Genomic DNA, 11,991 nt, shown 5'->3' on the forward strand with positions numbered 1-11,991 from the left:
GCCCGACGTCTCCACGTTACGTCCGTGGAGCGCGGCAGGCACCCGCCGGAGCGGGGGAGCGACGCCGTCGGGCGGGGGCGGAGACCTCAGCGACGGGAGGGCTCAGCCCTTGGCGGCCCGCTCCGCCTTCGCCGCAGCCTTGGCCGCCTTCTTCGTCTCGCGCACCTGGTCGAGCGAGTGCTGGTCGACGACGTCGGCGATCGAGCGTCGCGCGCCGTCCTCGCCGTACACGCCTGCCGCCTCGCGCCACCCCGCGGGCTGGACGCCGTACTGCTTGCCGAGGAGCGCGAGGAAGATCTTCGCCTTCTGCTCGCCGAATCCCGGCAGCGCTTTGAGCCGCTTGAGGACGAGGGGGCCGTCGGGGGCGCCGCCGTCGGGAGCCGGGTCGGTCCAGATCCGCGTGACGTCGCCGTCGTACTGCTCGTCGACGACCTGCGCCACGGCCTGCACACGGCCCGCCATGGAACCCGGGTAGCGGTGGATCGCCGGGGGAGTGGCCGCCATCGCGGCGAACCCCTCGGGCTCGGCCGTCGCGATGCGGTGCACGTCGAACCCGCCCATGCGCTGGGAGATCTTGAGCGGCCCGGCGAACGCCGACTCCATGGTGACCTGCTGGTCCAGGAGCATGCCGACGAGCAGCGCGAACGGGTCGGTGGACAGCAGCGTGTCGGCTTCCGGGTCGCCGGTGAACCACAGGTCGTGTGCCATGTCCCCATCATGGCAGCCGTGCGGAGCGGGTGCCGGGGAGGTCTGGGGTGCCCGGGGCGACCCGGGAGAGCCCTCAGCGCGGCGGCCCCACCCGCCCGTCGAGGAACTCGTCGACCCGCAGCCCCCGCAGCGCGAGGCGGATCACGGCGGGCACGAGCCGCAGCCCGTCGTCCCCGTGCAACCGTCGTAGGTCGTCGACGACGTAGCCGCGCCCACCTCGCGTGAGCCCGAACAGCCCGACGGCCTCGACGTTCTTGAGCCAGTCGACGTCCGTTCCGTAGGTGAGCGCGATGATCACGCGGACCTCGCGCGGGGCGTCGGTCGAGGGCGGTTCGCGGAACGCCATGACGGGCGTCGCGAAGGTGCGCCCGCTGCGCCGTCCGTGGTGGTGGACGGTCGCGAACGGTGGCACGCGCGACGAGACGCGCAGCACGAACGGGTTGAGGAACCGCCGGTTGCTCCGGGCGATCACGTGCGGGATGGGCATGTCAGCCATGGTGCGCGCGCCTGCGCGTCGCGGCCACCGCATGCGTCGGCGGGCGCGTTGCCGTGCCGACCATGCGGCTGTCGTCCCACGAGCATGCGGATGTCGTCGGCCTGGACCCGTATCACGACGCCAACCGCTTGCTCGGCGCCGAGGAGTCGTCCGGCGTCCAGGTCAGGCCGCACCCGCTCGGTCCCGGTGCGCCGTCGGGCTCAGGCCGCGTACCCGCGTGAACGCGGCGCTCAGTGCGAACGGCGTCCCGTAGCCCACCTGCCGGGCCACCGAACCGACGGTCGCGCCAGGTTCCAGCAGCAGGTCGGCCGCGAGGGTCAGCCGCCACCCGGTCAGATAACCCATGGGCGGCTCGCCCACGAGCTCGGTGAAGCGGCGCGAGAACGCGGCCCGCGACAGCCCGACGGTCCGTGCGAGCGCCTCGACGGTCCACGGCCGGGCCGGGTCGTGGTGCATGAGCCGTAGCGCGTGCCCCACCACGGGGTCGGCGTCCGCGCGGTACCAACCGGGCGCCTCGCCGCGGTCGAGCCAGGCGCGCAGTGCTCCGATGAGCAAGACGTCGAGCAGCCGGTCGAGCACGGCTTCTTGACCGGGCCGGTCGTGTGCCATCTCTCGGGCGAGCAGCGCGACGAGGTCGGCGTCGAGTTCCCCGCTGCGCAGCACGACCAGCGCGGGCAGCACGCTCAGGAGCCGGCCCCCCACCTCGCCCTCGAGAGGGTAGGTGCCGGTCAGCAGGATGGTCGGCCCGTCGGGGTGGTTGCCCCACGTCCGGACGCCGAGCCCGGTCAGGGGGGAGGCCCCGCCGTCGACCGGCCGGCAGATGCCGACGGCGTCGCTCACGATCTGCGGGGGCGTCCCGGGGGAGTCGGCGACCGTGTAGTGGCGTGGTCCGCGCACGAGCGCGACGTCGCCCGCGCCGAGATGGGCCTCGAGCCGAGGCTCGTTGGTTCCGGGGCCGGCGTCCACCCCGATCCACGCATGGCCGCGCACCACGGGGACGAGCGTGAGCGGGGCCTCGTCCTCGATCCGCATCGACCACGGCGGAGCCAGGAGCGAGCGCAGCAGGAAGGCACCGCGCACGCGGGGGCCGTCGAGAAGTCCGGCGACAGCGTCCATGCGTCGACCGTACGCGCCCTGGCCGCGCGAGGGAAGACGAACGGACATGGCGTCGATCCTTTCAACCATGGAACGTCTCGCGCGGAGCCGGTTGACTCGAACCACAGCACGGACCATCGATCACAGGAGACCGCCATGACCGCGCACGAGCACCCCACAGCCTCCCTCGCCGGACCGACCGCCGACGGCGTCCAGCCCCTCGTCGCCGTCGTCGGGGCGACGGGAAAGACGGGCCGCCGTGTCGCAGCCCGCCTGGCCGCCGCGGGGATCCCCGTCCGTCCCCTCTCGCGCAGCACAGAGATCCGCCACGACTGGGACGACCCCACGACCTGGGCGCCGGCAGTCGCCGGAGCCGACGCCGTCTACGTGGCCGTCGCCCCCGACCTCGCCGCCCCCGGCATCCCCGAGACCGTCGCGGAGTTCGCCCGCGTCGCGCGCAGCCAGGGCGTGCGCCGACTCGTGCTCCTCTCGGGGCGCGGCGAACCTGAGGCGGAGCGTGCCGAACAGCTCGTCGCCGACGCCTTCCCGTCCGGCACCGTCCTGCGCTGCGCCTGGTTCGACCAGAACTTCAACGAAGGCTTCCTGCTGGACCCCGTGCTCGACGGCGTCGCCCTGCTGCCCGTCTCCGACGCCGTCGAGCCGTTCGTCGACCTGGAGGACGTCGCCGAGGTCGCCGTCGCCGCGCTCACCCAGGAAGGGCACGAGGGGCGAACCTACGAGCTCACCGGGCCACGCCTGCTGACCTTCGGTGCGGCGCTCGCAGAGATCGGGGCGGTGAGCGGGCGTGACGTCCGGCTGCAGACCGTCACCGGTGACGAGTTCGCGGGTGGTCTGACCGCTGCGGGCCTCCCGGCCGACATCGTCGACCTCATGGGCTACCTCTTCACCGAGATCCTGGACGGGCGCAACGCCTCTCTGGCCCACGGGGTCCACGAGGTCCTGGGGCGCGAGCCGCGGGACTTCACCGAGTTCGCGCGGCGCGAGGCCGCGGCGTGGGTGCAGACCGACGCCTCGGCCCCGCTGCCCGGGGTGCACTGATGGACGCGCTCGGCGCCCTCGGGTGGGCCGTGGTCGTCGCGGCCGTCGGCTGCGCGCTGGTCGGGGGAGTGCTCTTCGCGTTCTCGACCTTCGTCATGGCGGGCCTGCGGTCGGTCGCTCCGGAAGTGGGAGCGGCCGCGATGGCCTCGATCAACCGGCACGCGACCAAGGTGCCCTTCGGTGCGCTCCTCCTCGCCACGACCGGGCTCGTGGCTGTGCTGGGCGTCGTCGCCGCGACCCGACTGGGGGACGCAGGCATGCCCCTCGTCCTCGCGGGTGCCGTGGTCTACCTCGTGGGCGGGATCGGCGTGACCGCTGCCGTGAACGTCCCGCTCAACGACCGCCTCGAGGCCGCCGACGCAGCGGCCTCGACCTCGGGTCCACGGCCGGGCGAAGCCTCACCCTCCGGTGGAGGGTCAGGTCGGGTGGCGGTGCGTCCCGCGAGCCCGACGGCGGAGCGCGACCAGGTCTGGCAGGTGTTCCTCGGGCGCTGGGTCGCCTGGAACCACGTGCGGACGGGTGCGTGCGCGGCGGCCGCGCTGCTCCTGACCCTGGGACTGGTGACGCACCTCGTGGGGTGAGCGGCGCCGTCGGGCCGGTCCCGTTCCAGGCGCGCCGGGGGACGAGCAGGAATAGCCGTTCCCGTGCCGAGGTTTGCCCCGGTATGAGCGAACAGAGCTGGGGCGACGACGCCACGATCCGCAAGGTCCTCGCGGACACCGAGACCTGGGCCGTGGTGGGCCTGTCGAACAACTCGGCCCGCGCCGCGTACGGGGTGGCGCAGCTGCTCCAGCGTCAGGGCAAGCGGGTCGTGCCCGTCCACCCGGCGGCCGAGACGGTGCACGGTGAGCAGGGGTACGCCTCGCTCGCCGACATCCCGTTCCCGGTCGACGTCGTGGACGTGTTCGTGCGCTCCGACCTCGCGGGCGACGTGGCGGACCAGGCCGTGCAGGTCGGCGCCCAGGCCGTCTGGTTCCAGCTCGGGGTGGTCGACGAGGACGCTCTCGACCGCGTGCGCGAGGCCGGCCTGGACATGGTCATGGACCGCTGCCCCGCGATCGAGTGGCCACGCCTGGGCCCCGCCGGGCGCTAGCAGGGTGCCGAGAACGGGGTTGAGGTCGTTCTGAGTACGAGAACGACCTCAACCCCGTTCTCGGCCCCCCGGGGCCCCCGGGGGGCACCGCCGGTGGAACGGGCAGGGTCAGTCGCCGAAGACCAGGACCGGGCGGCCCGTGCGCGGGTGGGTCAGGACGTCGCAGCGGACGCCGTACACCGGCTCGATCACCGCAGGTACCAGCACGTCCCGCACGCCGCCCGCCGCGACGACACGCCCCTCCGCGAGCACCACCACGTGGTCGCACGTGGCGGCCGCGAGGTTGAGGTCGTGCAGCGCCGCCAGGACCGTGACGCCGTCCGCCGCGAGCTTGCGCAGCACCGTCATGGCCGCGAGCTGCGCCGCGATGTCGAGATGGTTGGTGGGTTCGTCGAGCAGCAGAAGCGCCGGGTCCTGGGCGAGCGCGCGGGCCATGTGCACGCGCTGACGCTCGCCTCCGGACAGCGTCGCGAGCGACCGGTCGGCGAGGTCGCCGACGCCCGCGCGGACCAGTGCCTCGCGCGCCACCGCCCGGTCGGCCTCGGTGTCGCCCGCGAGGAGCGAGCGGTGGGGGATGCGGCCGAGCAGCACGGCGTCGAGCACCGAGATCGGCAGGTCGGTCGACGCGTCCTGCTCGACGAGTGCGAGCCGGCGAGCCCGGCGTCGGCGCGGCATGCCCAGGAGGTCCTCGCCGTCGAAACGGACCTCGCCCGCGTCGGGGACCTGCGTGGCCGCGATCGCGCGCAGCAGCGTCGACTTCCCGGACCCGTTCGGCCCCAGCAGCCCGCTCACGGCCCCCGGCGGGGCGGTCACGTCGACCCCGTCGAGGATGAGCCGCGACCCGGCCGACCAGGAGACGCGCGAGGCGTCCAGCCCACGAGCGCCGTCCGCGCCCGGAACCCCAGGGGTCACAGCGCCCGCCTCCCTCGCCACAGGATGACCGCGAAGACGGGCGCGCCGATCGCGGCCGTCAGGATGCCCACGGGCAGCTCGCGCGGGGCGAAGATCGTGCGGGCGAGCGTGTCCGCCCACACGAGGAACGAGCCGCCGAGCAACGCCGCGAGGGGCAGCAGGACGCGGTGGCGAGCCCCGGTGAGCAGCCGGACGGCGTGCGGCAGGATCAGCCCGACGAACCCGATCGCCCCGGACACCGACACGAGGGCTCCCGTGAGCAGCGCGACCCCCACGAGCAGCAGCCAGCGCGTCCGGTTCACCGCGATGCCGAGGCCCGCGGCCGCGGTGTCGCCGAACGTGAACGCGTCGAGCACCGACCCGGTCGAGGCGAGCAGCGTCCCGAGGACCAGCACGGCCCCGCCCGCGATCGCCACGGACGTCCACGTGGCGCCCGCGACCGAGCCCATGAGCCACGACAGGATCTCGCGGTAGGAGTCGCCGGTCGCGGACCAGAAGATGACGAACGACGTCGCCGCGGCCGCGAGCTGGCTCACTGCGAGGCCGGCGAGGACGGTGCGGGTCGGGGTGATGGCCCCGAGCGAGCCCGCGAGCGCGAGGGCAGCGACCAGGGCCAGGACCGCACCGCCGAACGCCGCGACGGGCAGCAGGATGCTCACGCCGAGGACCAGGACGAGGACCGCGCCGAGCGACGCGCCCGACGAGAGTCCCAGCAGGTACGGGTCGGCGAGCGGGTTGCGCGTGAGCGACTGCATGACGCCGCCGCAGATCGCGAGACCGGCTCCCACGGCCGCTGCGGTCAGGACGCGCGGCAGGCGCAGCTGCCACACCATGCCGTCCTGGAGCAGCGGGAGCGGTTCGAGACCGAGCAGCCCGCCGAGCCCGACGTGCGTCGCGACCGAGCGCCACACGTCGCCCCACGTGAGGTAGGCGGGGCCGATCGTCACGGCGACCACGATGCTCACGACGAGCGCGACCGACGCCCCGGCGAGCCACCACGGGATGGCTCGCCGGAGCCTTGGAGTGCGGCGCGCAGAGCGGTGCACAATGGCGCGCGCTCCCGACGGGTCGGCGCTTGTCGTGGGCACGAGGCTTCTCACTGGTTCGGGACTCCTCAGGGGACCGTGATCGCCGCGAGCTGTGCGCCGAGGTCCTTGACGGCGTCGACGTTGCGCACGCCCGCCTCGGTCGCGGGGAACGGCACGGTCAGGAAGCGGTCGCCCTGCACGGCCGTGAGGTTGGCGGTCGCGGGGTTGGTCTTGAGCGCGTCGATCTTCGACTGCGCCGTGTTCCAGGCCGAGTCGACGAGCACGATCACGTCGGGGTCGGCCGCGATGATCTCCTCGAACGAGAACGGCGTCCAGGTGTCCTGGACCGAGGCGGCGATGTTCTCGAGCCCGACGGCGTCCATGATCATCTGCGGGGCGCCGATCCCGGCCCCGACGTAGGGGATGTCCGAGCCCGAGGAGTACCACAGGGCCGTGAGCCCGCGGTCGTCCGCCTGCACGGCGTCGAGCTCGGCGCGCTGGGCCGCGACGAGGTCCTGCGCCGTCCCGGCGACGTCGAAGATCTCTCCCGCCTCGGTGATCTCGGCGAACACGTCGTCGAACGTCAGGGGGTCGGGCTTGTACGCCTCGGCCTTGCAGGCCGAGGGGGAGACGTAGGTCTGGACGCCGAGCTGCTGGAGGGTCGTGCGGTCGCCCGCGCCCTCGGCGGTGAGGTTCGACTCCCATCCTGCGTACACGAGGTCCGGCGCGAGCGTCAGCACGGCCTCTGCGCCCGGGACCTTGTCGGTGAGCGGCGTCGCGACGACCGGGAGGTCCGCCGCGGCGTCGGCCCACTGCTCGGCGACGGGCCCGTCGGGGAACGCGGTCCCCACGAGCCGGTCGCCCAGCCCGAGCGCGAGCATCATCTCGGTCGTGCTCGACTTGATCGTCACGACCTTGCGCGGGGCGGCGTCGAACGTGACGTCGAACCCGCAGTTGTCGAGCGTCAGCGGATAGGTCGTGGCCGAGGCCTCCGCGGTCCCGGAGGGCGCCGCGCTCGGCTCGCCGGACGCGAGGGTCTGGCCGCCCGCGCACCCTGCGAGGGCGAGCGAGGAGGCGAGGACGAGCGCCGCCGTCGGGCCGGCGCTCGGCGCGCGGCGGGCGGGACGGACGGACGGTCGGACAGGGCGCAGCGTGGGCACGGCACTCCAGGTCGGGAGGTCGCCTGCCGGTGCGGGGCACGGCGGCGCGGCGAGATGCGAGAGGGTAGGGCGCCACAATCCGCGACGAGGATCCGCGGTCCAAGCACGGGCCGCTGCGGCGAGCCAAGCGCGGCTCGCGATCCGTGTCCCAGCCTAGTAGGTCGGCGGGCGCGTGGTGCGACGGTTCAGCGGTCGGCGAAGCGCTCGGTGCTCCACGCGCAGGCGCCGTGCGGTCCTACAGTGGGCACATGAGCCCGACGGCGGAGCCCGCCTCTCCCGGCACGTCCGGACGCGCGTCCCGGGGGCGCACCGACCCGACGCGCCTGTGGGCGCCGCTGCTGGGGATCGTCTCGGCGCTCGGGGCTTTCGCCGTGGCCGAGCTCGTCGCGCTCGTCGTGGGTTCGGGGTCGAGCCCCGTGCTCGTCGTGGGGGCCGGGGTCGTCGACCGGGTACCGCCGTGGCTCAAGGACTTCGCGGTCGAGACGTTCGGGACCGCGGACAAGACCGTGCTGCTCCTCGGGATCGTGCTCGTGCTCGCGGTCGCGGCGCTCGCGGCGGGGATCCTCGAGACGCGGCGGCCGCCGTGGGGGACGGCCCTGCTCGTGGTGGTCGGCGCCGTGGGCGTCCTGGCCGCCGTCACGCGACCCGACGCGACACCCCTGTGGGCGCTGCCGACCGTGGTGGGGGTCGGGGTCGGCATCATGCTCCTGCGGACGGGAGCGTCGCGGCTGCGGGCGTGGCGAGGCTCGGCCCTCAGCCCGGTCGTGGCTCCGACGGGTCCGGCCGCGCCCGAGACCCCGCTGAGCGCGGCGCGCCGGCGCGAGGCGCTCGACCGCCGGTCCTTCCTGGTCTTCGCGGGCCTGACCACGGTGACCGCGCTCGTGGTCGGTGGCGCCTCGCGCGTGCTGTCCGCGGGGTCGCGCGCCCTGACCGCGGTGCGGGACGCGATCCGCCTCCCGGCGCCGGTCGGCCCGGCCGTCGTCGTCCCCGCGGGTGCGAGCCTCGACGTGCCCGGCCTCACGCCCTACCTGACGCCCAACGACGAGTTCTACCGCATCGACACGGCCCTGCGCGTGCCCGAGGTGAACCCCGACGACTGGCGGCTGCGCGTCGTCGGGCTCGTCGAGGAGGAGGTCGAGATCTCGTTCGACGAGCTGCTCGCGCTACCCCTCGTGGAGCACGCCACGACCCTGACGTGCGTGTCCAACCAGGTGGGCGGGGACCTCGTCGGCAACGCGGTGTGGCTCGGCCACCCGGTGCGCGACCTGCTCGCTCGCGCCCGGCCGCACGCCGACGCCGACATGGTCCTCTCGCGCAGCGCGGACGGCTGGACGGCGAGCACGCCGCTCGACGTGCTGACGGACCCGGGCCGGGAGTCGCTGCTCGCGGTCGGCATGAACGGCGAGCCGCTGCCGCTCGCCCACGGCTTCCCCGTGCGCATGGTCGTGCCGGGCCTCTACGGGTACGTGTCGGCGACCAAGTGGGTCGTCGAGCTCAAGGTCACACGCTTCGCCGACGACGTCGCGTACTGGTCGACGCGCGGCTGGTCGCAGCGGGGACCGATCAAGATGTCGTCCCGCATCGACGTGCCGCGCTCCGGTGCGTCGGTCTCCCCGGGGGCCGACGGGGACGTGGTCGTCGCGGGAGTCGCCTGGTCGCAGCACACCGGGATCGCGGGCGTCGAGGTGCGGGTCGACGACGGGGAGTGGGAGCAGGCTGACCTCGCCGAGACGGTCTCGGCCGACACGTGGCGGCAGTGGTCCTGGAGGTGGGCGGCGCCCGAGAAGGGCCGCCACGACCTCGCGGTGCGGGCGACCGACGCGGACGGGGCCGTCCAGACGTCCGTCAAGGCCCCGCCCGCGCCCGACGGGTCGAGCGGCCTTTACTCGATCGGCGTGACCGTGGCCTGAGCGTGGCCGTCCAGCATGCGAGAGGCCGCAGGGTCGGCGCCGGCCGCGCCGTCGGGCGTGGCAAGGTAGGGGCGTGACGACCTCGCCGACCGCGCCCGTGCCCACCTCTTCGACAACCTCGTCCGCCGCTGCTGACGCACCCGCGCAGAGGCGCGCCGTGGTCACCGGTGCCTCGTCGGGTATCGGTGCGGCGGCCGTGCGCCGCCTGCGTGCGCAGGGATGGGACGTCGTCGCGTTCGCGCGGCGCGCGGCCCTGCTCGACGCCCTCGCGGTCGAGACGGGCGCGCACCCCGTGGTCGGGGACGTCACGAGCGACGACGACGTCGCGCACCTCGTGCGCGAGGCCGAGGCCCGCGGCCCGGTCCACGCGGTGCTCAACATCGCGGGCTTCGCGAGCGGCACGGACCCGATCGACGCGAGCGACCTGGACCGCTGGCGGGCGATGTTCGAGACGAACGTGCTGGGCACCGTGCGCGTGACCAAGGCGTTCCTGCCCGCGATCCGTCGCGCGGGCTTCGGCACGGTCCTCGTGCTGACGTCGACCGCGGGGCACGACGCGTACAGCGGCGGGTCCGGCTACGTCGCGACCAAGCACGCCCAGGCCGCGGTCGCCGAGACCCTGCGGCTCGAGCTCAACGGCGAGCCCGTCCGGGTCCTGGAGGTCGCGCCCGGCATGGTCCGCACCGAGGGGTTCTCCCTGACCCGGTTCGACGGCGACCAGGCCCGGGCCGACGCGGTCTACGACGGCGTCGAGGCGCCGCTGACCGCCGACGACGTGGCCGACGTCGTGACGTTCGCCGTGACCCGGCCCCAGCACGTCGCGATCGACACGCTCGTGCTGCGTCCCGTCGCGCAGTCGTCGACGACGCTGCTGGCTCGCGGCCCGCTCGTGACCCGCACCGACAGGTGATCCCGCCCAGGCTGGGACGCGCTTGTCGGCGTGGGCACGGCCTGGCATGATGACGCCCGTGATCCCTGCCGCGCACCCCCTGAGCACCTGCGTGCTCCCGGTGCGCCCGTGGGCGGTCCGTGCGTCGAGCTGTTGTTGAGGGCTCGCTGACGCTCCAGCAGCGCGCGACCTGGTGTCAGCGAGCAGTGCCACGCCCCTCCCTCTGAAGAGAGGGCGTGATGGTCACCGATCAGTTCTCCGGTACTGGTCGGTCTGCCCTCGTGAGCACCCGCCTCGACTCCAGGACCTCCCATGAACCTCGCTCTGATCTCCCACCCGTTCGCCGTGACCGGGGACGTCGACCCCCTCGGCCACCTGGTCGCCCACGACCCGTGGTTCGCCGCGGCCGCACACGGCGGCGCGCCGTCGACGTCCCCCGGCCCGACGGCGCAGCCCGGCCCGGGCAGCGCGCTCACCATCGAGTGGCTCGTCGCACGCGACATCGACACCTATCGGTCGCGGCGCGGCGAGGCCCCGCTCGGTCGGTCGGCGACCGGGCGCTGACGCGGCGGCCTCTCCCCGCGGTGTCTCGCGTCGCCCCGGGCCCTCGCGGCGCGGGCTCATGTCGCGGCGCGCACCGCGACGGGTGAGGTCATGCGCAGCCCGGGCAGGTTCCGACGGGCGATCAGCCACTCCGCGATCACGACGTTCGGCAGCCAGCACAGGAACGCGACGGGGGCGTACGCGGTCTCGAACAGTGTTCCCGGGTCGGCGTCAGGGCCGGCGAACGGCGTCTGGACGGCCACGAGGACCCCGACCCACAGGCGCAGCGTCACGGCCGCGTAGGTCAGGGCGAAGCAGCGGATCATCCACGCCTGGTGCTCGGCGACGCGCCCCGCACGGATCGCGCGGTACGCCTTCCAGCCCGTCCACGCCCACAGGACCGCGAGCGTCCCGAACCCGAAGAACCCGAGGAAGGCGACCGAGCTCGCGGTCGAGATGACGAAGCCCGTGAGCGCGCCCACCCCGACCCCGACCAGGTACACCCTGCCCAGCACGCGGTGCACGCGCGGGGCACGGCGGCGCCAGCGGGAGACGAACTGCAGCGGTCCCACCAGCAGCGCGAGCCCGGCGAACGCGATGTGCAGGTAGAACGCGAGCTGGATCGCCGGCGAGCGGTTCGCGAACGTCGAGGCGAGGCCGGTGTCGTCCTGGGCGAGCTCGTCGAGCGTCGCGCCCGTGTAGGAGGTGAGGAGGATCGCGGCCATGGCGATCGAGCTGAGCACGACCCAGACGAGGCCCGGCCGGAAGCGACGGGTGCGTCCGGTCGGTCGCTCGGGGTCGGCCGGTCGAGCGTGGCCGGCCGGCCCCGAGGGGCGGTCGGGACGGGAGGTGCTCGTGCGGCCGGGCACGGTGGTGGCGCCGGGCGAGGCCGTCGCCTCGGAGGGAGTGGGCATCGTCGCCTCGTTCTCGGGTCGGGGTGCGGGGCAGGGGGCCAGGTGGACGGGCGAGCCGTCGCCCTTCGTCTCCAGCGTCCCGTCCTGCGCGACCTCGGCGACAGGGGGGAGGCCCCCCGGAAACCTGGTGGCCCGCCCCCGGCTCGTGCGCGACCGGTCCGGTACCCCGGTCCAGCATCGGCCT

Annotated in this window: 13 protein-coding genes; 6 read left to right on the forward strand and 7 right to left on the reverse strand. The window is 74.3% G+C overall.

Features of this window, described 5'->3' with window-relative positions; translation table 11 throughout:
* Positions 1 to 102: 102 nt before the first annotated feature.
* From ACZDYF_RS05525 to ACZDYF_RS05535, 3 genes are all read right to left on the reverse strand, one after another.
* Positions 103 to 708 (reverse strand): HhH-GPD-type base excision DNA repair protein, encoded by a 606-nt coding sequence (locus ACZDYF_RS05525; RefSeq protein ID WP_475054452.1) that lies wholly within the window; start codon positions 706 to 708, stop codon positions 103 to 105.
* Positions 709 to 781: 73 nt separating this feature from the next.
* Entirely contained in the window at positions 782 to 1,195 is a 414-nt protein-coding gene (locus ACZDYF_RS05530; RefSeq protein ID WP_475054455.1) for a PNPOx family protein, read from the reverse strand.
* Positions 1,196 to 1,366: 171 nt separating this feature from the next.
* Complete coding sequence (locus ACZDYF_RS05535; RefSeq protein WP_475054457.1) at positions 1,367 to 2,320, reverse strand: AraC family transcriptional regulator; 954 nt, start codon at positions 2,318 to 2,320, stop codon at positions 1,367 to 1,369.
* A 135-nt stretch (positions 2,321 to 2,455) separates the two neighbouring features.
* Here ACZDYF_RS05535 and ACZDYF_RS05540 point away from each other — a divergent pair, with 135 nt between their 5' ends.
* From ACZDYF_RS05540 to ACZDYF_RS05550, 3 genes are all read left to right on the forward strand, one after another.
* Complete coding sequence (locus tag ACZDYF_RS05540; RefSeq protein WP_475054459.1) at positions 2,456 to 3,358, forward strand: NAD(P)H-binding protein; 903 nt, start codon at positions 2,456 to 2,458, stop codon at positions 3,356 to 3,358.
* Complete coding sequence (locus tag ACZDYF_RS05545) at positions 3,358 to 3,939, forward strand: anthrone oxygenase family protein (RefSeq protein ID WP_475054462.1); 582 nt, start codon at positions 3,358 to 3,360, stop codon at positions 3,937 to 3,939. The genes ACZDYF_RS05540 and ACZDYF_RS05545 overlap by 1 nt, the downstream gene beginning before the upstream one ends.
* 83 nt (positions 3,940 to 4,022) lie before the next feature.
* Positions 4,023 to 4,451 carry a CoA-binding protein gene (locus ACZDYF_RS05550; RefSeq protein WP_475054466.1) on the forward strand — a complete coding sequence of 143 codons (429 nt, stop codon included), beginning with the start codon at positions 4,023 to 4,025 and terminating at the stop codon, positions 4,449 to 4,451.
* 108 nt (positions 4,452 to 4,559) lie between these two features.
* Here the strand turns inward: ACZDYF_RS05550 and ACZDYF_RS05555 are convergent, their stop codons facing one another.
* Genes ACZDYF_RS05555 through ACZDYF_RS05565 form a run of 3 tightly spaced genes read right to left on the reverse strand, consistent with a single transcriptional unit; the run spans position 4,560 to position 7,551 of the window.
* Positions 4,560 to 5,363 carry a putative F420-0 ABC transporter ATP-binding protein gene (locus ACZDYF_RS05555; protein WP_475054469.1) on the reverse strand — a complete coding sequence of 268 codons (804 nt, stop codon included), beginning with the start codon at positions 5,361 to 5,363 and terminating at the stop codon, positions 4,560 to 4,562.
* Complete coding sequence (locus tag ACZDYF_RS05560) at positions 5,360 to 6,451, reverse strand: putative F420-0 ABC transporter permease subunit (RefSeq protein ID WP_475054471.1); 1,092 nt, start codon at positions 6,449 to 6,451, stop codon at positions 5,360 to 5,362. Before ACZDYF_RS05560 ends, ACZDYF_RS05555 begins: the two co-directional genes overlap by 4 nt.
* Positions 6,452 to 6,477: 26 nt before the next feature.
* Positions 6,478 to 7,551 carry a putative F420-0 ABC transporter substrate-binding protein gene (locus ACZDYF_RS05565; RefSeq protein ID WP_475054476.1) on the reverse strand — a complete coding sequence of 358 codons (1,074 nt, stop codon included), beginning with the start codon at positions 7,549 to 7,551 and terminating at the stop codon, positions 6,478 to 6,480.
* A 248-nt stretch (positions 7,552 to 7,799) separates the two neighbouring features.
* Between ACZDYF_RS05565 and ACZDYF_RS05570 the strand changes: the two genes are divergently transcribed.
* From ACZDYF_RS05570 to ACZDYF_RS05580, 3 genes are all read left to right on the forward strand, one after another.
* Positions 7,800 to 9,461, forward strand: a complete 1,662-nt coding sequence (locus tag ACZDYF_RS05570; RefSeq protein ID WP_475054481.1) for a molybdopterin-dependent oxidoreductase — start codon at positions 7,800 to 7,802, stop codon at positions 9,459 to 9,461.
* 157 nt (positions 9,462 to 9,618) lie between these two features.
* Entirely contained in the window at positions 9,619 to 10,371 is a 753-nt protein-coding gene (locus ACZDYF_RS05575) for an SDR family oxidoreductase (RefSeq protein WP_475054485.1), read from the forward strand.
* Between the two features lie 291 nt (positions 10,372 to 10,662).
* Positions 10,663 to 10,914 carry a hypothetical protein gene (locus tag ACZDYF_RS05580; protein ID WP_475054487.1) on the forward strand — a complete coding sequence of 84 codons (252 nt, stop codon included), beginning with the start codon at positions 10,663 to 10,665 and terminating at the stop codon, positions 10,912 to 10,914.
* Between the two features lie 56 nt (positions 10,915 to 10,970).
* Here ACZDYF_RS05580 and ACZDYF_RS05585 read toward each other — a convergent pair whose 3' ends face one another.
* On the reverse strand, positions 10,971 to 11,807 hold the full coding sequence (locus tag ACZDYF_RS05585; protein ID WP_475054493.1) for a DUF2306 domain-containing protein: 837 nt from the start codon (positions 11,805 to 11,807) through the stop codon (positions 10,971 to 10,973).
* Positions 11,808 to 11,991: the final 184 nt, after the last annotated feature.

This window comes from Oerskovia sp. PE-21s (genome assembly GCF_056158145.1).

Coding starts and splice junctions, on each gene's coding strand:
- ACZDYF_RS05585 (WP_475054493.1), bottom strand. CDS start 11,807: ATGCCCACTCCCTCCGAGGCGACGGCCTCGCCCGGCGCCACCACCGTG.
- ACZDYF_RS05525 (WP_475054452.1), bottom strand. CDS start 708: ATGGCACACGACCTGTGGTTCACCGGCGACCCGGAAGCCGACACGCTG.
- ACZDYF_RS05550 (WP_475054466.1), top strand. CDS start 4,023: ATGAGCGAACAGAGCTGGGGCGACGACGCCACGATCCGCAAGGTCCTC.
- ACZDYF_RS05535 (WP_475054457.1), bottom strand. CDS start 2,320: ATGGACGCTGTCGCCGGACTTCTCGACGGCCCCCGCGTGCGCGGTGCC.
- ACZDYF_RS05540 (WP_475054459.1), top strand. CDS start 2,456: ATGACCGCGCACGAGCACCCCACAGCCTCCCTCGCCGGACCGACCGCC.
- ACZDYF_RS05545 (WP_475054462.1), top strand. CDS start 3,358: ATGGACGCGCTCGGCGCCCTCGGGTGGGCCGTGGTCGTCGCGGCCGTC.
- ACZDYF_RS05530 (WP_475054455.1), bottom strand. CDS start 1,195: ATGCCCATCCCGCACGTGATCGCCCGGAGCAACCGGCGGTTCCTCAAC.
- ACZDYF_RS05570 (WP_475054481.1), top strand. CDS start 7,800: ATGAGCCCGACGGCGGAGCCCGCCTCTCCCGGCACGTCCGGACGCGCG.
- ACZDYF_RS05580 (WP_475054487.1), top strand. CDS start 10,663: ATGAACCTCGCTCTGATCTCCCACCCGTTCGCCGTGACCGGGGACGTC.